Source organism: Blautia sp. MSJ-36, assembly GCF_018917985.1.
Classification (GTDB): Bacteria; Bacillota; Clostridia; order Lachnospirales; family Lachnospiraceae; genus Blautia_A.
In genome coordinates this window covers 78,995-105,671 of the sequence record NZ_JAHLPQ010000003.1, presented here as the reverse complement: position 1 = coordinate 105,671, position 26,677 = coordinate 78,995, and the positions used below count along the sequence as shown (strand labels likewise).

General features: G+C 43.1%; 17 protein-coding genes. 2 read left to right on the top strand and 15 right to left on the bottom strand.

What is annotated here, in order from left to right; translation table 11 throughout:
- Positions 1-1,428 precede the first annotated feature (1,428 nt).
- The 4 genes from KQI39_RS03795 to KQI39_RS03780 form a co-directional block, all read right to left on the bottom strand.
- Complete coding sequence (locus KQI39_RS03795; protein ID WP_216416651.1) at positions 1,429-1,638, bottom strand: hypothetical protein; 210 nt, start codon at positions 1,636-1,638, stop codon at positions 1,429-1,431.
- Between the two features lie 115 nt (positions 1,639-1,753).
- Positions 1,754-2,485: a hypothetical protein gene (locus KQI39_RS03790; RefSeq protein ID WP_216416649.1), complete on the bottom strand. Its 732-nt coding sequence runs from the start codon at positions 2,483-2,485 to the stop codon at positions 1,754-1,756.
- A 12-nt stretch (positions 2,486-2,497) separates the two neighbouring features.
- A complete protein-coding gene (locus KQI39_RS03785) occupies positions 2,498-3,235 on the bottom strand; it encodes a hypothetical protein (protein ID WP_216416645.1) in 738 nt (245 codons plus the stop codon).
- 159 nt (positions 3,236-3,394) lie between these two features.
- Positions 3,395-5,653: a hydratase gene (locus tag KQI39_RS03780; RefSeq protein ID WP_216416643.1), complete on the bottom strand. Its 2,259-nt coding sequence runs from the start codon at positions 5,651-5,653 to the stop codon at positions 3,395-3,397.
- A gap of 226 nt (positions 5,654-5,879) precedes the next feature.
- On the opposite strand from KQI39_RS03780, the gene KQI39_RS03775 reads away from it, so the two are divergent.
- Positions 5,880-6,146: a hypothetical protein gene (locus tag KQI39_RS03775; RefSeq protein ID WP_173762084.1), complete on the top strand. Its 267-nt coding sequence runs from the start codon at positions 5,880-5,882 to the stop codon at positions 6,144-6,146.
- Positions 6,147-6,150: 4 nt separating this feature from the next.
- On the top strand, positions 6,151-7,137 hold the full coding sequence (locus KQI39_RS03770; protein ID WP_216416638.1) for an acyltransferase family protein: 987 nt from the start codon (positions 6,151-6,153) through the stop codon (positions 7,135-7,137).
- 70 nt (positions 7,138-7,207) lie between these two features.
- Here KQI39_RS03770 and KQI39_RS17270 read toward each other — a convergent pair whose 3' ends face one another.
- The 11 genes from KQI39_RS17270 to KQI39_RS03715 are packed head-to-tail and all read right to left on the bottom strand — an operon-like array spanning position 7,208 to position 26,664.
- Complete coding sequence (locus KQI39_RS17270; protein WP_432364335.1) at positions 7,208-8,386, bottom strand: radical SAM/SPASM domain-containing protein; 1,179 nt, start codon at positions 8,384-8,386, stop codon at positions 7,208-7,210.
- Positions 8,368-9,585, bottom strand: coding sequence for a hypothetical protein (locus tag KQI39_RS03760; protein ID WP_216416635.1), 1,218 nt, complete (start codon positions 9,583-9,585; stop codon positions 8,368-8,370). Before KQI39_RS03760 ends, KQI39_RS17270 begins: the two co-directional genes overlap by 19 nt.
- 29 nt (positions 9,586-9,614) lie before the next feature.
- Positions 9,615-14,465, bottom strand: coding sequence for an RHS repeat-associated core domain-containing protein (locus KQI39_RS03755; protein WP_216416633.1), 4,851 nt, complete (start codon positions 14,463-14,465; stop codon positions 9,615-9,617).
- Between the two features lie 25 nt (positions 14,466-14,490).
- Complete coding sequence (locus KQI39_RS03750) at positions 14,491-15,960, bottom strand: flippase (protein ID WP_330653935.1); 1,470 nt, start codon at positions 15,958-15,960, stop codon at positions 14,491-14,493.
- Positions 15,961-15,975: 15 nt separating this feature from the next.
- Positions 15,976-17,106: a glycosyltransferase family 4 protein gene (locus tag KQI39_RS03745; RefSeq protein ID WP_148445342.1), complete on the bottom strand. Its 1,131-nt coding sequence runs from the start codon at positions 17,104-17,106 to the stop codon at positions 15,976-15,978.
- 3 nt (positions 17,107-17,109) lie between these two features.
- Positions 17,110-18,312 carry a hypothetical protein gene (locus KQI39_RS03740; RefSeq protein WP_174095946.1) on the bottom strand — a complete coding sequence of 401 codons (1,203 nt, stop codon included), beginning with the start codon at positions 18,310-18,312 and terminating at the stop codon, positions 17,110-17,112.
- 27 nt (positions 18,313-18,339) lie between these two features.
- Positions 18,340-21,798, bottom strand: coding sequence for a protein kinase domain-containing protein (locus KQI39_RS03735; RefSeq protein ID WP_216416631.1), 3,459 nt, complete (start codon positions 21,796-21,798; stop codon positions 18,340-18,342).
- Positions 21,799-21,827: 29 nt separating this feature from the next.
- Positions 21,828-23,339 (bottom strand): sulfatase-like hydrolase/transferase, encoded by a 1,512-nt coding sequence (locus tag KQI39_RS03730; protein WP_174095950.1) that lies wholly within the window; start codon positions 23,337-23,339, stop codon positions 21,828-21,830.
- A complete protein-coding gene (locus tag KQI39_RS03725; protein ID WP_216416628.1) occupies positions 23,336-24,547 on the bottom strand; it encodes a hypothetical protein in 1,212 nt (403 codons plus the stop codon). Before KQI39_RS03725 ends, KQI39_RS03730 begins: the two co-directional genes overlap by 4 nt.
- Positions 24,537-25,577: a sugar transferase gene (locus tag KQI39_RS03720; RefSeq protein ID WP_174095954.1), complete on the bottom strand. Its 1,041-nt coding sequence runs from the start codon at positions 25,575-25,577 to the stop codon at positions 24,537-24,539. The genes KQI39_RS03725 and KQI39_RS03720 overlap by 11 nt, the downstream gene beginning before the upstream one ends.
- On the bottom strand, positions 25,555-26,664 hold the full coding sequence (locus tag KQI39_RS03715) for a glycosyltransferase family 1 protein (RefSeq protein WP_216416625.1): 1,110 nt from the start codon (positions 26,662-26,664) through the stop codon (positions 25,555-25,557). The genes KQI39_RS03720 and KQI39_RS03715 overlap by 23 nt, the downstream gene beginning before the upstream one ends.
- Between the last annotated feature and the right edge of the window lie 13 nt (positions 26,665-26,677).

The following is a 26,677-nucleotide window of genomic DNA, read 5'->3' as shown; positions in this document are numbered from 1 at the left end:
AACGCACAATGAGACGGTCATCACTTTTTTTACTTTAACAGCTTCCAAAAATGATGACCGTCTCAACACTCTTCGTTATTCAATTTTTCTTCCTCTTAGTTTTTGAATAATGTTTTCTGGTTATATGATTTTTTTGTTAATCGAAATCTCTGATTTTATATGGTTATAAAATAATTTCGATTCTCTTTATTCTATTTTTTACACTTTTCTTTTTCTACGTTCTCTCTTCTTTTTTATTTCCTGCTCATAAACGATTGATATATATAAATATATCTTTTCGATTATTTAGAAAGTTCTATAGGATTGAAATCGATTTGTCCGAGGTTCGATTTCTTTTTTTGAAGAATTTCGGTGGTTACACTTTTTTCTGTTTCCTAAACAATTCTGGACTTAACTTCTTAAATTCAAAACCGTTTGTCATCTCTGTACTTTATGATCTGCTGATTCAAATCGACCTATTGGGATTTTCTCCTCTGCAGCCCTTCTAAAGTATCCTGAAAAAAGTTCCTGCCCGTTTCTTCTGTTATTAATATCCTATCAGATATTCTTCTGATGCAAAGCTTCAATCCATATCCTTATGAATCTGATATGCATTTCAAAGTATCGTTCTCATCTTCACTTCTGTTCCTGGAATCTCTTCTTTCCAACGAACCGGTGAGCTGAGGGTTTTACTCTTTCGGGAAATATTTCTTTACATATTTCCTAAAATCTTTGTATCAGGTGTGTGACAGTTGTTCAATATGAGTTACCGATTCTATAATACCTGAAATACCGAATTCCTTATGTTTCTGATTTCTCTCATTTTAACTGATGTTAAAATATAAGTAAGATTTAAGAGGTTCTTATTTATATCTTATGAGAGAAACTGATGTATTTCTTAAGGGATATCATTATGTGATATGTATCAGGTCTTTCTTGCAGGAAATTCGGTTCCTGTCACTCTCATATTGATGGATGTGGTTGTTTATGTTCCCACTGGAATCACCTTTTCCTTTCTTTTTTTCATCCTTTCATGTGCATCTATGCTATGAATTGAATGAATTTCTGATTTTTTTGTTTTTGTTTTTTCTCTTGTTCTTTTTGATGGTCTTATAATAACACTGTTGTTTTGTTTTGTCAATACATTTTTTGTATTTTTATATCAATATTTTCATTTATTATTTGTTTTATATGTTATTATTTTATTATTTGTTTGTATTTTTTATTATTTTCTATTAATTTCATCCGCACCTATAATCAGTTTTCCACCTTGTGTATTGACAAACGCAACTATTATCTTCCTGTATGCATGTGCGACAGCTGTCTTCAACCTGTTTTTTTCGACAAAAATCCCCGGTCAGGAAATTTTGTCTGAATAACATTTCTCCTGATCGGGGATTTGATTATAGATGTTTGAAAAAGCCGAAAACTCCGTCCCTGTTGGTTCCGCTAGTTGCTTGCCCCTACAATTCCTCGATATACCTTGGCATTAGTGTAGACCAGATAGTCTGAAACATCCGTCAGAAGAGTCTTTGTTTTCTGATTCTTCAATGTAGCGGATAGTGTTACCTTGTAGTTGGCATATTTTCCGCCTATATCAACCAGCTCTTTCCCTGTTTTGACTTTATAAGTGATATCTACCAGTATCGGTGTATTCATGATCTCTCTTACCTGAGTCTGTGTAAGTTTAATTCTGAACCTGAATGTCTGTCCATCCTCCTGAATCCCCAGTCCTGTCGAAGTCGTATCAACTTCGGCATTACCGGACTTCACTTCAAAACCAGAAAGATAACCTACGATAGAAACCTGCTGGTATTTCTTTTCGCCGGCTTTGGAATCTGTATTTTCCGTTTTCCGGGCAAATTTCCTGGGAGGGATCGGAAACATAGGTGGGCTGTCCGCTGTCGGAAACTGCGGAAACTACCGCCGAATCCTGTGGAATGGTACGAGTGGTTTCCGCACTGCCTGTGCTTCCCAGTTCATCCAGTTTCCAGATCAGAGATCTGGTTCCCTCATGGGAGGTAATTTTCATTCCCAGTCTCATGGCTGCCAGGGCCTGTGCATCATTTCCAAGTTTCAGTTCCTCCCGGTTGAAGTAAACCTTACACAGAGCATTCAGGCACTGCAGATATACAGTTCCGTGAACAGCATCCTGGTTTACGGCGCTGTCCACATTGGTGTAAAGGGTTGCAATGCCGTTTTTGTTCTGGGCCACCGCCCGGAAAAAATGCTCCAGCTGATCTGTGGAAAGTGGTTTCAGGGATTCCGGATTTCCGGTTAAAACCAGTTCACAGGTCTTGTCAAAAGGTCCGGATTCGCTGGTGGAAATCAGTAGTGTACTGCCGCCCTTGCTTACGGTTCCTGCCATTGGTGTGACGTTGGTGTGCCGCATTCCGGTAAGGTTGAACCAGGCAAAGGTTGTTCCTGTGGCAACAATCAGAAGAAGGAGCAGCCACAGAAAGGCTTTTCCAAGAGATTTTTTTAACTGATTAACTTCTGTATCCAAAACTTCGCCCCCTTACTTTACAACTCCCGCGAATGACACGGAGAGATTCTTCAGGGTCTGGTTTCCCAGATTGTTTGTGCAGTCTTCATCACAGCCTTCCAGCCAGATATAAAGATCGATCTGTACAGGTTCTCCTGCGGAACCGCTGTTTCCGGATATGGTGCATAACTTAAGTGAGCCGTTTTTCAGGACTACTTCTCCTGTGTTCTTGTTGTAATTGCAGTATGCATCGGATGTATACGGTGTAAATGGTACCGTTGTTCCGTCTGCTTTTGTGCAGTCCAGCACATCGCCTTCTTTTCCTTTGGCAGTGTTGTACTCTGCCTTTGGGTTCTTTTTGTCACTGATGGCAAAAATGTATTCGGCGTCTGCGGGCTGGGATCTGCCGATTCTGTGAACTACAAAGCCGCCGCTGATGCGGTTGGTGGATACAGGATTCAGTCTTCCGGTGAAACTGTCCAGCACTGCGGCTGACCCGTAGGTTCCGCTGTAGGAGTTGCTGATCTGCAGATTAACTCCGGCTCCTGCTGCCATACGGACTTTTGTGGTATGACGGCCTGTGTTATATACATACCACGCATACGTTGCGGATACGACTGCAAGAAGGGCAATCAAAAGGGCAACTGTACCTGTGGTGAGTCTGTTTTTCAGATTTTTTTTACTGGAAATCTCTGACTTGTTTTTCTCATCAGGAATAATAATAGGCACCTCCGTTTCTTTTACCTGATATGTATGTGTGTAAATTGACATAATTTTACACTTTTATGTATTATCATACCATATTCATGGGGTTTCATCAATTTTTCACAGGCACAGTTTTTTTAATTTTTATTAATTTTTTTTTGTTGCTTTTTCCGAAAAAGGCCGACGATTTCTGCATCGCCGGCCTTTCGGAAAATATTCTGTATTTTATTTACGATTGTAGTTGATCAGGCAGCCTTTGAGAATGATTTCTCTCTCGTCGTCTGTCAGCTCGCCCAGAGTTACCTCAAACTCTTTCAGGGAATCACCGTCAACGGTGTAGCCCTTGATCACGTCTGCTTTCTCCTCAACTGCTTTGCGGATTCCAGGGAAGAACAGGTAATCACCGTTCTTAAACGGAAGGTCTCCGGCAGGGATCAGGAATGGAAGCATACCCCAGTTGATCAGGTTGGAACGGTATCTCTTGGTTGCATATTCATTGGCAATGTTTGCCCAGCCGCCAAGTACCTTCTGGCAGGATGCTGCCTGCTCTCTGGCAGAACCATCACCTGGTTTTACGGCAAAGATGGTGCTTCCTACGCCAAGATTTGTCTTATCTACATCCGGATAAGTCTTGTTGATAGTCTGGATCACCGGTTTCAGTTCCGGAACAGCCTCTGCCGGACAGTTGTCTGCCTGGATTGCCTTCTGTGCTGCCTGGATCTCTTTTGCACGGCCTACGTAAGCCGGGTCTTTTCTGGAGAGTGTGAACTCTGCAAGTCCAAGCGGGTTGGAACGGTAAGAGGATGTCTCACCGGACGGGATCAGCTCGTCAGTTGTGGTAACCGGATCATGAATCTCGGAAACAACTTTCAGGATCAGGTTGTCTGCAAGTGCAGCCATCTCCGGCCAGTCTTTGATGTTCGGGCCAAACTGGATCTCTACGCTCGGATCTGCTACGCCCTTGCTGTCAAATACACGGTTCTCATAGATGGATTTGTCGAAGTAGTATTTATGCTCGGAATAGCTTCCGTCAAACTCCTCAGCAGAAGTAAGGAATCCTTTGTTTGCTGCTGTAGCTGCAATGGAACGTGCATCCATAAGTGCAACCGAAGAAATCTGGCCATTCTGGATCTTGGAACCTTCACGGTTCGGGAAGTTTCTGGTTGTATGACGGATACTGAACGCATTGTTTGCAGGTGTATCTCCGGCACCGAAGCATGGTCCGCAGAATGCAGTCTTCACAACTGCGCCTGTTCCGATAAGTTCTGCAAGAACACCGTTCTTAGCCAGTTCCATATAAATCGGAGTACTTGCCGGATATACGCTTAATGTAAAGGCATCGTGGCCGATGTTTTTGCCTTTGAGGATGTCTGCTGCTGCACAGATATTCTCGAATCCACCACCAGCACAGCCGGCGATGATTCCCTGCTCCACATAAAGCTGTCCATCGATTACCTTGTCTCTTAATGTGAACGGAATTTTTCCATCCAGGCTGACCTGTGCTCTCTTCTCTACGTCTGCGAGAATGTCATCCAGATTTGCTTTCAGCTCGTCGATGGTATAAGTGTTGCTTGGGTGGAACGGCATTGCGATCATTGGTTTGATCTCGCCAAGGTCGATCTCCACGCAGCCATCATAGTATGCAACATTGCCTGGTTTCAGTTCTTTGTAATCTTCCGGTCTTCCGTGGATTGCATAGAACTCCTCGATCTTGGCATCTGTCTGCCAGATGGAGGAAAGGCAGGTGGTCTCTGTTGTCATAACGTCGATTCCGATACGGAAATCTGCACTTAAGTTGGCAACGCCAGGTCCTACGAACTCCATAACTTTGTTCTTCACATAGCCGTTGGCAAAAACTTCTCCAATAATAGCCAGTGCAACGTCCTGCGGTCCTACACCCGGGCGTGGTGTGCCTTTCAGGTAGATGGCTACAACGCCTGGCATGTTGATATCATAAGTCTGACAGAGAAGCTGTTTAACAAGCTCCGGTCCGCCCTCGCCCATGGCCATGGTTCCAAGTGCTCCGTATCTTGTATGGCTGTCGGAACCGAGGATCATCTTTCCGCCGCCTGCAAGCATCTCTCTTGCAAACTGATGGATAACTGCCTGATGAGGCGGTACATAAACTCCGCCGTACTTCTTGGCACAGGTGAGTCCAAACATATGGTCATCTTCATTGATGGTTCCGCCTACTGCACAGAGAGAGTTATGGCAGTTGGTCAGCACATATGGTACCGGAAATTTCTCAAGTCCTGAAGCTCTTGCGGTCTGGATAATTCCTACAAAAGTGATATCATGGGAAGTCAGTTTGTCAAATTTGATCTGAAGTTTCTCCATGTTATCAGATTTATTGTGAGCCTTGAGAATAGAATATGCGATGGTATTCTTGGCAGCCTCTTCCTTCGCTACAGGCAGGTTCGCCTGGTTCTCAGGAATGATTTCCTGGCCGTTCTGAAGATAAACACCGGTATCGTAAAGTTTCATTTCGGTTCCTCCAATCTGTAATGATTCTTTTTTTCACAATTTCGTTTATTATAGAGGATTTTTACACATTAGTCAATAAAAGCGAAGCGGCCCGGTGCATTGTTTTGTGTACAAAACGGGAATCCGCCCCGAACTTTACTTTCCCTTTGAAATCCGCTATACTGGAGGTCACTTAAAGTAGAATCTTCTGCCGGATGCGGCAGTTTCAATACGGAGGTATTTATTTATGTTTCGTTTATGGGGAAAAATCTGGAAAGACAACCACATGCTCCGGGACACGGTAGTCTGTGACGACAGCGACGATACCAGAACACATAAGATTTTCCATGGTCTTGAAGAGATCTGCTATCAAATGGACCTTGGCAATCCCATCTGGCTGGACGCCACTGTCAAAGACTTTAAGAAACATGACAAGGCACGTTTTTATCAGGATAATTTTATTGAACAGATTGAATTTGATTATCTGGAGATTCAGGTGATCGAGGAGGACTAGGAGAATGCATCTTACACAAAAGCAAAAACATTTCCACTCTCTTGACGGTCTTCGGGCAATCGCAGCTCTGTCCATCGTTGCAATGCATGTTTTATCCAACTCCAATTACAAGATGTCCGGGTTCATAGCCCAGCGCATGATTCCATCTTTTTCGGATTTTGTATTTCTTTTTATGACAATATCCGCTTTTGGAATGTGTTGTGGATATTATGAACGGATTATGCACAATCAGCTTTCTCTGTCACATTTTTATGAAAGACGTTTCCGGAAAATTCTTCCGTTTTTTGGAATTCTGGTGTTGCTGGATCTTATTCTTGAACCTTCTCTGTCTCATCTGTATGAAGCTTTTGCAGATCTGACCCTTCTGTTCGGTTTCCTTCCTGAGGCAGGAAACATTACAGTTATTGGCGTAGGCTGGTTCCTGGGTGTAATTTTTGTATTTTATCTTATTTTTCCTTTTTTCTGTGTTCTTCTTGAAAATAAAAGGAGGGCATGGGGAGCATTTTTTATCAGTCTGGTCTATAATTTTATCTGCGCGGAATACTTTCATGTGGGGAAAACAAACATTCTCTACTGCAGCTGTTTTTTTCTTGCAGGCGGTTTGATCTATCTGTATAAAGACTTTCTGATCAAAATAAACAAATGGTTTGTTCTCGGTGTGGTTTTCGTTTTTATTCTGCTATATTATGTTTCTCACCGGAATATTTATTTCTGTCTTGGTCTTTTTGCTTCCATGGTCATTTATGGAATCATCAGCCATGGGATACTTCTTGAAAACAGAATAACCCGATTTTTCAGTACTATCAGCATGGAAATCTATCTGTCGCATATGGTTATATTCCGCATTGTGGAAAAAACCGGGCTTAATTATCTTGGCGGCAATGGATGGCCACAGTATCTGTTTACTACTCTGACTGTAATTATTCTTACTTCTGTTTTTTCTTTTGTTGCCAGACAGATACTTTCCCGCCTGACAGAACGTCAGGCCTAAATCTGTAAACAGTTTTGCCGTGGCTCTGTATTTAAGAGCCACGGCATTTATTGTAATGGTTTATTCTGGTTTATTCTGTTTTTTTCAGCTGTTCTCTGATATCCGCATCCACAATTTCCTCGCCTGTCCGTTCATTTAACTGTGCACGGGATTCTTTTGAAAGCCCGTCATTGATCGTACAGTTCATGTCACAGGTCGAACATTTATCCAGTTCTTCTTTGGATACCTTTCCATCCCGGTACTCTCTTACAATTTTGTTTTCGTACATGGAATATTTCTTCTTTGTCCAGAATTTCAGCTTGTGGCGGATTACCCACCAGGCCGGAACCCAGATATATTTATGCATGGCCGGTGACACAGATCCGATCATCCAGCAGTCTCTGTCGCAGCAACGGACTTTTTTGCGGACTTCTTCTGCCTGAGCGGAATTCCATAATTCTTCCCAGGTCTGTTCATTGAGATTTCCCATGACCTCTTTATCTTTTGTTCCGTTACATGGCATTACATCTCCATAAGGATCAATGAAAAACGTATCAAAAGACATGTCACAGGGAAGAAGACGCTTCTGCCCGTAAATGTAGTTAATCAGTCCATGATTAAAGTACGCACGGAACCACTTTTTCGGTGAATTGGAATTCAGTAATTCGTTGACAAGTTTTTCGAAATTTTTTGCAACCATAGGTCTGTCGTGGATAATATTTTTTGCTTCCACAAAATAGAAACTGTTGTGAAGGGATGCGGTTGCAAATTCCATTCCCATCTTGTCTGATAAACGGTAAAGCGGTACCAGGTCTTTTGCATTCTTATCCTGTACGGTCATTCCGAATCCGACATCTTTCATTCCCATTTTCCGAAGTTCTTTCAGTGTTTTGTAGCCTCTGTTAAAGCCATCCTTAAGGCCACGGATCTCATTGTTGGTTTCTTCCAGTCCTTCAATGGAAATACGGATTCCGACATCCGGAAATTCCTTACAGAGTTTGATAATACGGTCTGTAAAAAATCCATTGGTGGAGATTACAATACGGTCGGATTTTTTGTAGAGTTCCCGGACAATTTCCGGAAGATCTTCTCTGATGAAAGGCTCCCCGCCTGTAATATTGGTAAAATACATTTCCGGAAGTTTCTTTATGGTTTCAATACTGATTTCTTCCTCCGGTTTGGATGGACATTTATACCGGTTGCACATGGTACATCGTGCATTACATCTGTATGTTACAATAACAGTTCCATTTAATTTTTTTGCCATAATCTTCTACTCCTGCTGTTTTCTGCCTGTTTTCTTCTGTCATAATACTCCCAGATAAAGCCAAACAGATAAAATAAGGTGAAATTCATTCCTGTACGGATTACCAGTGTTTCAAGAAATCCGTAAATAAAAAATATTCCATATACAATTACATAATCCAGACGTCTTCTCTCAAACATCCACCACAAAGTTCCTGCATGTAAAAAGATAAAATACAGAAACAATACGATTCCAAAGCCCAGGAGCAGATACATATAACCGTTGTCCAGCGTATACAGCCCCGCTTTTTCGGCTTCTTTTGGATCAGACTTATAGTACATTAAGGGCTGGCCCCATAAAGAAAATCCATAGTACTGATAGTACTTGACAGCTTCCGCAATACGTGCACCAAAAGTGCCAAACAGTTTTTTAAAAATCTCCCCGTCTTTACAGATGCAGACAAAAACCGTCGTTATTCCCAGAACCCCCAGATACCCGGCCAGGAAAAGATTTCTCACCACTGTTATTTTCCGGTACAGGAACTGTGTTACTCCACGCTTATTATACAGCACAGTGCAGATCAACAGCAGTCCCAGAAGCAGTACTACAGTACTGCAATCTGTAACTGTTTTCACAAAAACCATTGTAATTATGATTCCCAGATAATGGACCAGCCTCAGTCTTCCTTTTCTCAACAGCCAGAACAGTAACACAAGCTGAAGAATTTTTGATGCGGCTGTATTCGGGTGTGAAAATCCCAGACTGTACGAAGCCACCAGATGTCCACTTTTTATCGTTTTACCAAGCGGTACAATGCCGGCTGCACATAAGCTCTCCAATATTATAAAACTGACAAGATGGCTTCCAAACAAACATTCCGTGATTTTTCTTGCCCTTACGTTTTTTCCTGCACATAAAAACCACAATGCCATGGAAAGAAACACATCTGTCGGATTATGTGTATATACCATAAAACCAATAGTTTCTGTTATTGCGATCAAAAATATCATCCGGGGCTCTTCTGCTATATCAAAGATCATTTTCAATACAAGCAATGCTTTGATCATATTAATAAAGGCAATATAATGTTCCCATTTTACCAGTGGAATATATGTTAATATACTTCCCTCTCCGACAAGTGTTGAAATTATAATATATGTGCACAAACATGCAAGATACAGTATTTCTTTCCAGTTAACATCCCGCTGCATTTTACTTTTCATTCTGTTCCTCATTTCCGTGTTTCTGTGGCTTAGCTGCCTTCTGCCGGGCAGGCAGCACTGCCTCTGTTTCCGCTCATGTAGTCTTTGGATTTGACGGTTTCCGCATGAACCGGTACCGGTGCGAAAATACCTGCCAGTATTTCCCTTCCTTTTTCTTTAATGTGATCGGTGATTTTTTTCTTTCCTTTTCCAATAATCTCATCAAAGAATTTCACACCGCCAAAAGCAATGATTCCTTTTCCAATAGTTTTCCATGCCACATTTGCAATCTGAGATCTGGCTGCTTTTGTCATAACCTGTTTCCATACGGCTGCCATGCTTCCTCTTCCTGCTGTGATCTTCGGAATCTTGATGTATTTGGACGCAGAACCAAAGATTGCTCCCGCGGTAGCTCCTCCTGCGGCACTTTTGGCTGTATTGTATGCCAGATTTGCAAAGGAGTAACCGTCTTCCTTACGGTAGCCTTTGGCTCCCGTAGCCATGCTCAGACCATCTCCCACAAAAGTTTCCACGGCTGCTCCTGCCGCTCCTGCTGCCATGGTGTTTCCGCCACTTGCAACAAAAACGGTTCCTGTTGTAAAACCACCGGCTGCTGTTCCCACATAGCTCTGCCAGGAACTTACCGTTGGCTTTCCGTTTGCAATGGAAGTTACCACATCACCGGCCGCTTTTACTGCCACATTGGCAACTGCGCCTACAATTCCTCCGGCCAGCCATGCCACTACCTGACCGGTGGGATCATACATATTCACCGGATCATTGAGGCAGTATGTATACGCATTGAGAGTCAGAGGCACGGTGATGGCTCCGGCCCATGAATCTTTGCTCAAAAATCTTCCAATCGTCGGAGCGTATTCTCTTGCGTTGGCATAGAGAAGTCCGCCGGATGGTTCCTGACGGTAGCCGGTGAATCCCCAGCCTGTGTATCCGTTTCCGGAAATTTCCTGGTTTCCAAAGCTGTCACATCCTGCGTACACAGATTTCTGTCCTTTTTCAACCCTGTATACAGGAGTCATTCTCTCATCATTTACGAAGAATGCGGTTTTTCCAGCTTCCGTTTCCCCCAGAATTCCTTTATCTCTCAAGATATTCCGGTAAGAAGCTCCGCTTCGGATACTGAAAAGGTGATTGTGTTCTTCTGATATATCGTAGATATATTTTTCGCAGACCGGTTCCTGTCCCGGAATTTCTGTGGCTGCGCTGATCCGGTTTCCAAATCCGTCGTTGGCGTAACGTGCTGTCATCTCCGGTGTTTTCAGTGCGGTAAGCCGGTTTCTCACATCAAAAGTAAACTGTCTTACAGGATTTCCATTGACAGCTTCCTCTGTCATGTTTCCTCTCTTGTCGTAGAAAAACTGCGAAGTCACCCCGCCGGTGCAGGAACTGATCAGCTGGTTCAGGGAATTATACTGATATTCCGTATATTTTCCGCCAACTGTGGATGCAGTACGGTTTCCAAATTTGTCATAAGTATATTTTTCTGCTGTCTGGCCATTTTTCAGTACCTGGATCAGCTGACCTGCCGGATCATAATGATAGGAAAACTGTTCTTTTTCTTTTCCTTCTCTTATGAGTTCTGTTCTGCGGCCGGCCCTGTCATATCCACAGGAAATCTTTTCGTCCAGCTGACCGTTTCGTCTGCTGCTGATCTCTGCAAGATTTCCCTGAAGGTCGTACCGGTAGGAAGCAGAAAATCCACCTGGATATTCCAGGTTTTTGATTCTTCCATCCGGATAGTATGAATACTCTACTCCCTCCTGAGAATTTTTGCAACCGGTAATTCGCAGGCCTTCGTCGTAGGTATATGTGGTTTCCATGCCATCCGGATAAATGATTTTCTTCTTTTCTCCACGAAGTCCCCACTCAAATTTCAGGATTTCCTTCTCCGGATTCATGATTTCCTGAATCCGTCCCATAACGTCTGTGTGGATTTCGGTAGTTCCGTTCCAGTCTTTTACGCGGATCGGATTTTTGAATGTATCATACTCATAGGCAATATCTGTTCCATCGGAAAATCTGTATCCACGAACGGTTCCGTCCGGATTATAAGTACAGCTGACACTGGTTCCGTCCGCATCCGTCCTCTTCAGCGCCCTTCCGCATTTGTCATAGACAAAGGTTGTTCTGTTTCCTGCCGGGTCTGTAACACCTGTAATGTTTCCTGCCAGATCTCTCTGGTATACGGTTGTTCTCAGAGCTTTCTGTTCCTGATTCAGGCTGTTGAGAACACCAGCGTCAATTCTTCCATCTTCCGGCTGGAGGATGGCAGTCAGACGGCGGCATCGGTCATAGTGGTACCCGGTCTGGTTCCCAAGGGCATCGGTAACGCATTCCAGAAGTCCTCCCAGGGAATACTGGTATGCGGTCTTTTCTCCTTCTCCGTTGACAACGGAGATTACATTTCCGAGGCCATCGTATTCGTAAGTTTCACAGATTCCGTTTTCCTGTTCTGCACGGATGACGCGGCCCAGCACATCGTAGTTAAAGAACCACTTTGTTGTTTCATTTTCTGTGATCTGTGTGATGTTTTCGTTTATATCATAAAAGAATTCCCGGGATTTTCCATCCATATGAGATTCTTTTTTCAGAAGGCCGCCTGGATAGTATTCTCTCTTTTCCATAATTCCCTGGGCATCTTCGATCTGTTCCAGATTTCCAAGGCAGTCATAGCGGAATTTTTTTTCATATCCGTCTCTGTCCCGGAAGGAAGTCATATTTCCGGAAAGGTCATAGGTATATTCTTCTGCTGTTCCATCGGAATACCGGACTTCTGTCACATTTCCAAGGGCATCGTAGGAAGCCTTTACTTCCATATCCGATGGATCTTTGATATAGTCCGGGCGGTTCAGGACATCGTAGCCCAATGTGTGAACGCCGCCTTCCGGGTCAATTCTCTTTATGAGGTTTCCACAGCTGTCATAGCTTAACTGGTTGACTGCGCCTTCCGGATCTGTAACACGTACCAGGCGGTGAAGAGCATCGTACTCATAGCGGGTAATGCCGCCCTCACCGTCTGTTTTTTCTGTCAGGTTCCACATAACGTCGTACTTCATGCGGGTGCAGCATCCATCCGGATCTGTGACGCAGACCGGTTTGTTCATCTCATTGTATTCAATTTCTGTGACACCACCATTGAAATCCGTGATCTGGATCAGATTTCCGCAGGCATCGTAGCGGAGATGTCTTTCCTCACCCTCTGCATTTCGGATCATGATCAGATTATCGGCGTCATCGTACTGATATCTGGTCACATTTCCGAGAGCATCCCGTTCGGAAATTACCTGGTTTCTGTCGTTGTATCCGTAGACATTTTTTCCACCCATGGTGTTTGTGATGGATTCCAGCTTTCCGCCATTGTCATAGCTCATATAGATTCTGCTATTGTCCGGACGTGTCCATACTACAGGCTGGTCATTTTCATCGTACTCATAGGTTTCCCGGTTTCCAAAGGCATCTTCTGTCCAGATCTGGCGTCCTTTTTCGTCATACTCTGCCTGATGCACCAGCTGACCGTTCATAAAGACGCTTTTCAGCTGGTTTCTGCCTGTGTATTCAATATCCATCTGGTCATCCAGAGGAGAAGTGAAACGGCTCATGTTGCCGTTTTCATCGTAATCGTAATAACTGGTGTTTCCTCTTTTATCGGTAAAAGATGTTCTCTGGTTGTTGTCGTTGTAGGTAAAAGATTCCTCACCATCTGCATAAATGTTCTTTGTGTTGCGGAAAAGATCATCGTGTTCATAGGTAATCCGGTTTCCGTTCTGCTCGGTCATGATGACCTGGTTCTGCTCATCCAGATATTCATATTTTACAATTCCACCGTCCGGGAATCTCTGAAGAATGGTTCTTCCTTTTTCGTCATATTCATTTTTAAGAGCGGTAATTCCTTTGGAATTCACGATTTCTGTAAGATTTCCGTTGCCGTCATAGAGATAGCTGCTTTCTCTTCCCTGGGAATCACACACAGAAGAAAGACGTCCCTTATCACAGTAGATATTCAGACTTCGGCCGGACTGATCCTTTATTTCTTTCAGGCTTCCGGATTCGTCGTAATCAAAGGCTATGTAATCTCCGTTCTTATCTACGGCTTTTCGGAGAAGTCCTTCCGCATAGTTCAGGGAAACCCGGGAACCTTCCGCTGTTTCTTCTTTCTGCAGAATTCCGTTTGTATCAAAATGCCAGGACATGCCTTCATGATCGGTTACACAGTAACCGTCTTCCGTTTCCTGAAGTTCTGCCAGGGTTCCTTTTTCCGGTGTGTAATTTTCTCCTTCCCGGAAAAACTTAAGCTGGGAAGCGTCATCCCGGATCATGGTAATCTGGTCCGCTGCAGTCTTTAAAACAACTTCCCAGTTATGCATCCATCCTCTTCCCAAAATTCCGCCTGCAGGGTTCTGCATATTGTAGAAAATCCGGAAGGAAAGATCCATGTCTGCTTCCACATGCAGAAGTGTTTTTTCGTATACATAATTTCCGTTACAGAGATTGACTGGGTCTTTGCTGTAGGCACTGGAATTATCGAGGCCGTATTTTTCACTTACCGCATCAATCTTATTGCGGATATCTGACAGACTTTTTTCTCCACGATTGCCGGAACCGCTGCCATTTTTGCCCAGAATCCGGTTCTCCGCATTCTGATACAGAGCCGTGATTTCTTCCAGTGCGCTGGAAAGGACCTGAAGCCTCTGTTTTGCAGTTGATACATTCTGAAGATTTCCGTTGAGTTTTCTTTTTATCTCTGCCATTGCAGATGAACGGATCTGCAGATTGTTCATGACATTCCTGACTTCACTTTCAATTTCCGTAACCTCTGACGCCAGCCGTTTTTCCTGATCTGCCGCCTGTTTCATTCCTGAAAATCTTGTTTCAAATTCAGACACGCCTGCACCCCTCCCATTAGTAGCTTTATTTCTTTTTCATAAACTTACGGATAAACATTTTTCCTGTGTTCCAGTATTCACATACGATGGGCTCCTTCAGAACCAGAAGCACAATTCCATATATCAGGAAGAATACAATTCCCCCTGCAAGGAGCATCGGAAATGTTGAAAGACTGCTCAGGCGGATGGCCATGGATGCCACAGATGCCAGGCAGACTGCAGTAACGGATTTCCAGATCTCTGCTCCTCCGAAGAGTTTTCCAAGATCTTTTTTCAGAATACACATCTGATAAGCCAGAACAACCAGTTCCGCAGAGACTGTTCCGATGGCAGCTCCGGAAGCTCCCAGTCTCGGAATCAGAATTGCATTGATAATCAGGTTGATGACTGCTCCTGCAATTTCTGAATACAGGACATATTTTTCTTTTCCCATAGGAATCAGTATCTGTATTCCTGTGATATTGCTGAGTCCGATGAGAAGCAGGGTTGGCATAATGATCTCCATAGGGAGAATCGCCCTTTCAAAAAGTTTTCCGGATACCAGATAGATGGTAGGTTTTGCAAAAATAATAAAGAACATTGCCAGGGAACCACCGGCTATAATCTCGAAAGCAGCTGCCTTTTTTGCCAGTTTCCAGAATTCTTTCCGGTTTCCTTTTTCCCAGTGATAGGATACTCGGGGAAGCAGTACGGTTCCCAGAGAAGTTACCACGCTGACAAGAATATTTTTGATCTTTACAGCAGCATCGTAACAGCCGTTCTCATCTGCGCCTTTGATAAACCCAAGCATTACGCTGTCCATGTTTGTATAAATGGTTGTAGCCACGGACATTCCGAAAAAAACAAAAATCGGTTTCAGATGCTGCCGGAAATGATAGCCTCCTACAGGACGAACCGAGATCATTTTGTGAAGATTGATAAAGTTCATAGCATTGGAACCTACCAACGCAAGGACGGTAAAAAATCCATAAGCCACATAATCATCGCTGTTATGTATAAATACAAAAATGCATACAAACGCAACAAATTTGAAAATAATGGAGCGGACCGTAATATAAGTATACTGTTCCAGTCCTTTATACAGCCACTCCACACCAAGGGTGTTGAAAAAGATCAGAATACCCATGACGAGAAACAACGTCTTTTCCTGCCTGAGCCGTGGGGTAAAAAATATGGCGGCAAAAAAGGCGGCATATGACAGGAAGCAGGTAATCATATTGATAATCAGAACTTCCTGTACTGTACGGCTTAATTTTTCCCGATCATCTCTCACTTTCGCACATACGCGGATTCCATATGTGGGAATACCAAGCTGGGCAAACATGGTAAAATAAGTAATTATCGCATTTGCAAAACTTACCATTCCCATTCCATATGGCTTCAGAATTCTGGACGCATATGGATAAGTGAGAAGCGGAAACAGGATATTGCTTCCTGTAAGGATTACATTCATTATAAAATTGTATGTCACAGATCGATTGTCGGCCTTTTTCACTATTAGTTCCTCTTTTTATCCCTGATATAACTTAATCGTTTCCTGAACGATTTTATCCCAGTTGTATTTGCCACAAATAAAATCTGCGGATTTTGCCTTATAGCCTTCCACCACTTCCGGATGATCACAGAGATCCTGAAGTTTTTCCCGCAGATCCTTTACGCTGCCTTTTCTAAAAGTTACACCACAGTCTTCTATAACTCCGGTACAACCGGAAATATCGGAAGTGAGACAGCAGTTTCCGTAACTCATCGCCTCCATCAGACTTAAAGGCATGCCCTCCAGATCACTGGGCAGAGTATAAAGATATGCATTGCTGTAAAGTTCTTCCAGTGTTTTTCCCTGGACAAAACCTGTGAAAATGATTCTTTTATCACCGGACGCAAATTCTTTCAGTTCTTCCATGAATTTTCCGGTGTCGCTGACACCGCCTGCAATTACAAGCTTTTTGTCCGTATGTACCTTTTTGAAACTTTCAATCAGATAACGCAGTCCTTTTTCCGGTACAATACGGCCCAGAAAAAGAATATAACCATCTTTTTCAAGTCCCCATTTCCTGGAAATAGCATCTGCCTTTCTCTGAACCGGACGATTAACTCCATTTGGAATCAGCCATGTTTTCCGTCCGTACTGTTTCTGAAAATATTTCTGTTCTCCTTTATTCAGAACAATGATTTCATCCGCAAAACGGACTGCACACCGCTCTCCCATATAGATAAATTTCGATGCCAGGCCATTTTTCCATTTTTCACGAGCCCAGTCGATCCCATGAATGGTACAGACTACTCTTTTTCCAAAAAGTTTGGGCAGCCAGCTGAAAAACGCTGGTCCCTCCGCATGGATATGTACCACATCATAATTTCCGAATGCTGTTCGAAGCGCTGCGAAAAAAGATGCTGTCAGCGCCGCAAAGCCCTTTTTCTCTATGGTAAAAACGTAACGGATATCGATTCCTTTATACTCATGTACTGCTTTTTTATCGAACTGTGCACCACTGACATGATGTCCTCTTCTGTTAAAACAGGTTACATGATAGCCCTTCTGAACCAGGCGTGTACCCAGTTCCTCCACAACGATCTCAACGCCGCCTTCCCTGGAAGGAATTCTCTTATGTCCAAATATGGCAATATTATGCACTTCTCTCATTGCTCAGTTTTTCCTCCATAAATGCGTTTGATTTTTATCAGATATCATCATTCCCGTCAGTGCCATCAGCCAGAAGGGATGATATGCGATTTCCATCAGATGCTGCTCCATCACACAGCACAGAAAAACTACCATCAGGATAAACATCCTTCCCGGCATCTGTGCTTTCATCAGCCGGAACATAATCCATACGGATAAAACTGTAAGCATAGCCAGAACCAGTATTCCGTACTGCAAAAGTATATTAATGTACGAGGAATCCAGGAAAAAATATTCCACACCGTCTTTCAGGTGAAGGGCTCCTCCATTTCCATTCATGACCACTTCCTGACCAAGAAGGGGGATGGAATAACGTTCAAATCCCTCATGTCCCTGTGACAGCCGCGTATTCAGGATTCTGTTCAGAAGTCTCATCCAGCCGTAATCCTGATTGTAAAGCAGTGCCAGAAGTATAGAGCCCACCGCACAAACCGGCATACAGAAAACACCTGCTCTCTGTATTTTCCTGTTTTCCTTCAGAATTTCTTTTTTCTTCAACAGGAAGAAAAGCGCCAAAATCCAGAGCCCCAGAGCGCTTGTCCTTGCTCCGCAGAAATACAGACAGAACACACCAAGACAGGCCGTAAAGATAATATCTCTGTACCGGATATTTCGAACCTTCAGCCACAGATAACAGGCTGCTGAAAAAAACACATGTGCTGAAAAATCTGTTGGATAAATACTTCCAAAAGATATTCTTGTGATACCGCCACGTTCTTTCTGGACATAAATAAGATTTTCGATTTTTCCGGTCAGTGCCGCAGCCATTGTGACCAGCAGGCATCCTGTGGATACCCACAGGAATACCCGGATCACTTTGTCTGAATCCACATCCCTGGCTCCAATAATCAGAACAGCCAGTTCCAGTACATATCTTCTCATATAGTGATGCCAGCAAAGAATCAGTATTCCGGCCGCAATTCCCGCAATCAGGATTTCATATAATTTCCAGGGCCGGCCGCAGGAAATCTTTGCAAATACGACCAGAACCCCAAAAATAAATACCAGATGCAGCTGTGTATCTGTCCATCCATAAGAAAACATGGTCGTATCCTTAAATGCCATTACTGTAATCATCACAAAGAAAAGCAGATACAGATTTTCGAAAATATTCTGTTTTTTTTCATCCGCTTTGCGGTATATACTCATTACTGTGTTCTGAATCATGATACTCCCAATATTGTAATTTCACCATTAATTATTCTGTGGTACCAGATCAATGGAATTGTATTTCAGGCTGTCATAGCAGTCTATCCAGGTGTAGTTTACCGGCTGATGTGTGGTTTTATCATATACCAGAATATGTAAGCCACGCTGCTCATTGGTCATTTCCTGACCATCCATGACAATCTGTGCAAGAGAATCTTCCAGTCCATTTCCTTCACTGATCACATTAAAGGAATGTCCGTCATAGCTGAAGTCATTCAGTGAAATCTTCATATCGGAAAATTCGTCATTGCTTCCGTTTGTGAAGCTTAATTCTCCCAGATCATTTGCAAACAGGCCAACATAACTCTTCTGGAAGGAATCGTCTCCGTCAAATGCAGCAGTTACGCCAATCTGGCTCATTGCGTTCTGAATATCTGTATCCATGTTGCTGGTTCCCTCATCACCTACAGCCATGATAACCATATAGTTATCTTTATTTACCGCAAGGTTGTTAAAATATTCGATAATGTGCTGTTTTCTTTCTTCCTTCTTGTCCGTATATTTAAGGGAAATCCATTCTTTTCCATGGTTCTTGGAAAGTGGCGGATTATCATTTCCCTGATTGTTCCATGCATCGTACCAGATACGGTCTACAATACAGTCGTTTTCCTCATCATAAACAACAATATTCAGGCCCGCTTCGTTTGATGCATAATTTACAGTTCCACTGGAAATTTCCGCTACCGGTGAAGCGTCATCTGCATCGTCCTTTCTTCCGTTGCTCTTCAGGTGGAAAGTTCTTCCATTTAATGCTGTATAATCAGCTTCCAGTGCCACACCGTCCTCAGAGGATTTGCTCTGCTCCAGGACCAATTCGGAAGTACCGTCTGTGTGCGTTTTTACCACTGCAATGTATCCGTTTCTAAATGCCTCCGGCGCACCGAGAATATCGCTGTGAATTCCCAGTTTGTTCAGCTCACCAGCGATATTATCAATCTCTTTGCCGTCATCTTTAACGGAAAACATTACTGTATAACCGGAATTTGACAGCACATTCAGATAATCACGGATAGAACTTCCATCCGCAGCATCACGGAAATATTTTGCAGTTTCCAGTGTGGCTTCTTTCTGTGCCAGCTCTTCTGGAGTTACAAAAGTAGTCATAAATCCTGTAATACCCTGCAGTTCTTCGGAATTATCCGTGTAGTCTGTCGGATTGAGCATAAAGTCTCTCTCCTCATCATTGGTCGGATTTTCACAGAAGAAGGCAATATTCTGTTCTTTTACTCTGTCTTCATTTCTAAGATATACATTACTCCAATAACTGTTGGTGCCAAAGCATACCGCTTTGATATTATACTCTTTCCAGTAATCCAGAGACTGCTGCATGGTCATGCCATCATTATCCGCTCTGAACATGATTTTCAGATAATCCTCAGCCTTATTAATATTATTCCATTCTTCAAAAGCTGCCGGAGTGTCCACAACAGCGATCGTCTTCTGTATAAGGCCTGCCTCATTAAGCATATCGTATAACGTCTGTTTGTCCATATCTTCTGAAACTTCTACCAAAAGCTGTAAATCTTCTTTGCTTTTGATATATTCCGCAATATTCTGGAAATCTATGCCATAGCTCTCACTGTATTCCACAAAACGTACACCCTGATTATAAAGTTCATCCAGCCTGGAATTTACCGCATCTTTATTATTATCGATACCACCAATTTTCATAATCTGTCTGACATCTGTCTGAGCGTCATTTCTCCAACAATTATCAATCCAGGAATTATCAATTAATCTTCCATATACGTTCTTTTCTACATCGTTACTCTTAGCTGAAGTCTCATATCCTTCTTTTGTTTTCGGACAAATTTGTACTGTTATCTTTGTTTCTTTATTAATCTTTTCAATAAGGTTTTCATCAACCTGTACATTCAAAACACCATCTTCAACTTTTCCATCTTTCAGAGCGGTTCCATTTACATAAACAATGGCATTATCCGGAAGATCCTCACCTTTGATTCCAAGTGTAAACGCTTCTTTCAGACGAATAGCATCACTGGTAATGCTTCTGCCATTCTTCACAAGCTCTGTAACCTGCGGAACCTTGATTTCGGAATCATATAACTCTATATCCGCTTTTTCGGAAGAGGAAGAGAAAAGTCCCATGAAATGTGATTTTGCATAGAAGGAAAGATCTCCTGTTCCTTCAACGGAGAACGCAACTTTCAGCTCTTTATCCGATTTCTCAATGATTTTCAGGTCTTCGACTTTCTGATTATCCAAATACAGGCTGTCCACTGCGGAAAGATTACTTCCTTTGATTACCAGCGGGTCTTCTTCCGTAAATACGGTGTTTCCGTCCAGCTGTTCCGGGATGCTTCTTACATCCAGAGATGGCTGTTTGCTTTTTGCTCCGGCAAAACCGATTCCTGCAACTGCACCTACTACCACAACTGCTGCCGCCACACCAATGACTACTTTTTTATTTCCGAAACCGGGTTTCGGTACTGTTCCTATACCTCCACCGGTACTAAGAAGCTCTCTTCTGAACTCTTCCATGGAGCGGTATCTGTCCTGGCCTTTTACGGCAAGTCCTTTCAGAAGAACCGCTTCCTGTTTCTTTGGCATGGATACCCCAAGCTCTGAAGGTTTTTTGAGGGTATCTTTCTCCACACGCTGGATGGATTCCTCCGGAACCTGGCCTGTGATGCAGAAATAGATGGTTGCTGCCATCGCATAGACATCGGTCCATACGCCCTGGTTTCCGTCTGTATGATACTGCTCAATAGGTGTATATCCCTTCTTTGCAATAACCATGTTACTGAGGCCTGTGTTTGCCTGAATTTTTGCACCACCAAAATCCAGAAGCTTCAGGGAACCGTCTCCGAGAACCATGATATTATCCGGACTGATATCTCTGTGGAGAATTCCATGCTCATGGAGATTCTGAAGAGATGACATAACAGAATTCAGTTTGGAAGTCACTTCATTGACGTTCAGTTTTCCGCCCTGTGCTTTTACATATTCCTTAAGGTTGATTCCATCCAGATATTCCAGTACCATGTAAACGGTATCATTCTCATAGAAGAAATCATACACTTTTACAATTCCGGTAAGATCATCCAGATGTGCGATAATCTTTGCTTCTCTTTCGAACTTTTCACGATTCAGACGGTAGTACTGCTCCTGAGAGTCTCCCGCACTGGTGCTGACAGAGATGGAAGTAGAGGTACTGTTATCTCTGTACATATATCCCTGTACAAAAAATTCCTTGATTGCCACAACACGTTCCAGCATCATGTCCATGGCGATATAAGTAATTCCAAATCCACCTTTTCCCAGAACTTTTCCTACAAGATATCTTCCATTCAGCACTGTATACGGTGTCAGAACATATGGAGGCATCACATAGGTACTCTGATCAAAATGGCAGTGAGGGCATATATTCTGCTCCGGTTCTTTCTCTTTCATACAGTTAATACATAATCTTGAAAAATCCATGATATATTTCTCCTTCCCTTTCACCGGTATTATTCATCCTCTTTTTCCAGATCTTCCATAAACCGGGATTTTTTCCTCAGTTCTTCCCCGACTGTATCCAGGCCGAAACGTTCCACCAGAGTCTGCTCATAGGAAAACACATTGGTTCCCAGTCCCAGACGGTTTCCGTCAATCTCAGCTCCCAGTGCAGCCAGTGTTGTTGGAAAATAATCCAGTAATGTATATTCCCTTTTTTCTTTCTGCTGCGGTTCCACAGCAGAATTGATAAATGATGTATATACTCTCCGTTCATAATCATCGGAAACCGGGTCGCAGAAGTCCGAATCCATGGTTGTATGATCTCCGGTGAGAACGATGGTAGTATCTTTATAAAAATCCTGCTTTTTAATCCAGTCCACAAATTCACTGATCTGTCTGCTGGAACAGGAAATTACATTCGCATATTGGTTGTCTCCCCACTGGTCTTCACACTGTTCACAGACATAGCCGTCCTCAAAATGTGTGTCAACCGTAAGAATGGTTATATTAAACGGCTGGTCGCTTTTTGACAGCTCCAGCATTTTCTCTTTTGCAAAGGCAAAGGAACGTCTGTCCTCAAATCCCCACCAGACCTTATAGTCTTCCGGGATCAGTTTTCGTTCTTTTGCACTATTATAATCGATAATGTCAAAATTTCCATGCTGTTCAAAAAAATGGTCTTTTCCTGCAAAAGCAGCTTCTGATCCAAGGATAAATACCTGCTGGTATCCCTGCTCCTCCAGAATATCTCCCAGAGCTACCGTATTGGAAAAGAATCCTTCCCTTGTGTCCATTTCATTGGCATCAATACTTGTCTTTAACGGAATTCCGCAGCTCTGTCCAAAAATGGCACCCATGGTAAAACCGGTTCCCGGAACGACATAGCCGCCGTTGAGTTTTTTGTCAGTGCCTGAAAAATCTTCATTTTCCTGTGCAAGTGTAGTAAGTTCCGGAATATAATCATCCTCGAAACCACCGCCGTTCTTTTTGTCCGTATAAGTGGTTTCCATAGATTCCATGTAGATATATACGAGATTTCTTTTTTTCTCCGGAAATTTAATGTCTACCTTGGAAGGATCCACATAAAATCCATCGATCAGCTCGGAGTACTGCCCCTGTTCATCCAGGTAAGATCCAAAATCTATGCTGTTCCAGAAATTTACCGCAGAAAAAGCGGTCGTTCCTGTGGACGTAGCCAGGATAATTCCGCTGATACTCCAGAAGAGGCGTTTTTTCTTCAGAATACCGGTAATTATCAGTAACACTGCCGCTACAATCGCAATTACAACTGCCGGAACCGCACAGTTTTTTATGAATTCGTCAATCATTGCCTGATTTGTGCCCTCAAGAGGCGCCCGAAGGTGAAAAACCAGCTCATCGGCAGTAAGATGGTTCCATGTCTTCAGCGCCCACTTTGCGGAACAGGTGGCCAGCACTGCCACAAACGCCAGAACCGTAAGCAGTAAAACCACAAAACATTTCAAAATCTTCAAAAATACTCTGTTTTTTTTATCTTCTTTCATCTTTTTCCGTTTCTCTTTTCCAAAAATGTCCCTCTGATAAACGGTGCTGCCGCAAACAGAAACGGGTTTACATAAATATCTGTCAATCGTGGTTCTACAAAACAGTACATCAGTACGCAGAGAACCAGTATGATTCTTCCATCCTGATACTGAATTCTGACTGCCCTGCTCATAACAATCAGAATGACAAATACCAGAATAAATATCAGAATGCCATAATTCATAAGAATTCTGGCGTAGGAATTGTCTACAAAATTATAGCTCTCCAGCAGGCTGTCCGTATTGTCTGATCCACCAAATCCGACCCACTGGATATTTTTTCCAAATAAATGAACTCCGTAATTGCGGAAACCGGCTGTCATGTACTGAATCCTCTTGGTGAGAAGCCGATCCAGCAGCTGTCCCAGACCGGTCCGGGATATGGCGCACATTCCCGCCATGACAAGCGTCATCAGAATGCCAAATCCATCCACAAGAAATCCCCAGACCCTGCCTGCAAAAATTTCTTTTTTTCCCGTTTTTTTTCGGACCAGACCGAAAATATAAACGCCGGCTGTCATTACCGCAATCATCAGAAATCCAAATCTGGAATCTGTCAGCTTAAAAAGAATCAGATTGAGGACTTCAATCAACAGCATATCCAGCAGCGAGAGTTCCATCTTCATAACCCAGCAGTAAAGTACCACGATAAAAAACAGATCGGACATCATGGTACTTGGATAGTTGAATCCAAGGGCATGGCGGATAGGAATATCCTGTCTCTTAAACATAAGATCTTCGATGACTCCATAAGCACACAGGCCTCCGGTCAGCATCACTGTCACGGAAAGCATGGTCAGAACTGCTTTTACGATATCATCCAGATCTATGCTTCCTGATGCCATTATAAATATGACACAGGCCAGAAACGACCGGTCTCCGCAAACAAGGGCACTGATGCCGGCCACTGCCAGTATCAGGAAACACCAGAGACTTCTTCTGATATCTGTAAGATACGGATGGAACCATTTTCCATCTTTAAACGCAATATGTTCATCTGCAATCAAAACAATTCCGAAATAAAAAGCGATATAACGCAGATAAACAAACAGCTCATTCCAGTATGAAGTTTCCACCAGCAGGGTTGTCTGCAGGATCGTCGGAACGCAGTACAGGAAAAGTCCTGTATAAAATAATTGGGATTTTAATTTCGTTCTGTTATTGTTCATTGCTTTCTATCTCATCTGTTATCTTTTTCAGGGAACTTCCTTCTCTTAGATGCTCTCCTGTTTTCTTTACATTCTGAAGCATCTCCTTGTATTCCTCTTCTGTCATCCGGTTTATCAGTTCCGGAATCTCTTCCAGGCTTTTTACTGTAAGGCCCAGTTTCTGTTCCCGTATCCATGGTGCAATGGCAGCCTGTTCCCATACGATCACAGGCATTCCACTGGCCAGATACAGGGATGCTTTGTGGGGATTGTTGAATTTCAGGTATCCTCCAAATGCGCCCTGGCATTCATGGACACTTCCTCCGTCCCAGACAAGTCCCCAGCCTTCCTTCATCACAGACGGAAGCTGCTCCGGTGTATACTGTCCTTCGTAAATCACCTGGGGATTCTTTTCGGTTTCCTGATAGTTTGGACCATACAGATGATATTCCAGATTTCCCTGCACCTGTTTCAGGTCCTTCAGAAATCCGCATTTTTCTGCTTTCAGGTTTCCGGCAATGGCGATTTCATAACGGTTTCTTTCTGATGCAGGCTGAAATCCCGGAATTCGGTAATCAAACAGCCCCAGGATATGGATTTTTTGGAAACTGTAACCTTTTTCCAGAAGATACTGCTTCATCTTCTCGTTATGGACAATCACTTCGTCGGCAAGCTCCAGGAACTCTTTTTCGGAAGCAAAAGTAAGACCTCTGAGACTTTCCAGATCGTGTATCAGAAGAATAATCCTGGTATTCTTCTTTTTCATTTTCCGGACAAAGGGTACTGCCAGCTGACTGACTTTCGGATACATGGCCAGGGGATACTGTATGATAATCCGGTTGTTGCTGTCGGCTACCTTGCTGACATGGTTCCAGTCAGACAAAGTCAGAACTGACATTTTTAACTTGTCCAGCGTTCCCTTTTCTTCACTGTGATGCACACAGACCGGCGTATAACCACAGTTTTCCAGAATCTCTGCCACATCGTTGCGGGCTTTGGAACCGGCATGGTTTTCACGGCTGTTTTTCTCAATTACACAGAAGTTTTTCAATTTTCTTTACCTCCGTATGAATATCGTATCCACCCTTTATAAAATTCTGCCGGATCACTGTTTTTTCTTCTCTTTTTGATGTTTCTGCCATCTGAAACAGTGTATCCGTCCATTCTTCCACAGGCGCATCCAGGGAAATCCTTTTGCAGTTTCCATTTAATATGCAGCTCTCCGGTACTGCCTGTTTTGAAGTTAGCATAGACAAACCATTGGCCTGTGCCTCCAGAGCTGCAATGGGTGCGCCCTCAAACCTGGATGGAAATACAAAAAGGTCAAAGGCACTGAGCCACTGACAGATGTCCTGCTGCACGCCTGCCCAGTATATCTTTTTTTCGATTCCAAGTTCTGACGCAAGTTTTTTCAGTTTTTCCTCATCCTCTCCCTGTCCTACGAGAACAAGGCGGGCATCCGTTTTTTTCTTTCCCACACTGGCAAAAATCTTCAGAAGAAATTCCTGATTTTTCTGGAAATGGAGTCTTCCCACATTTCCCATGATATAGCTGTCCGCAAATCCCAGCTGCTCTCTTAACTGCTGCCGTTTTTTCGGATCAAACTGCATTCTTTCTGTAGAGATGGCATTGTGAATAATCTGCACCTGATCTTTCAGGGAATCCCTGTAAAACCAGTGGGACGCAACTTCTGAGCATGCCCAGTAATCGGTAGCATATTTCTGGATTACAAGGCGGTTCAGATGGTGAAGAACTCCACGAAGCCGGGAATCCATGTTTTTTGAATTGTGGCTGTGGATAATCCGCTTCGGGATTCCGTATTTTCTGGCATATTTCAGATAGTCAATGTTTGCAAGACTGCTTACATTGACCCATATGCATTCATACTCTTTTCCATGCCTGCTGAAAAATGTCTGAATCTCCTGTTTGTATTTCCCGTAATTTTTGCTTCTGGCAGTAAAGTGGATCATCTTACAGCCCCGCTGGATCAGTTTGTCCTCATAAGCCACTTTTTCGTAGGAATTACATAAAAAATCAAATTGAAATTCCGCCGGATTCATTTCCGATATGTAGTTGTACAGAAAACTTTCCACCCCTCCGGGGTTTTCTGTCATTCCAAATACCAGTATTTTATGCATAATTTCTGTCCCC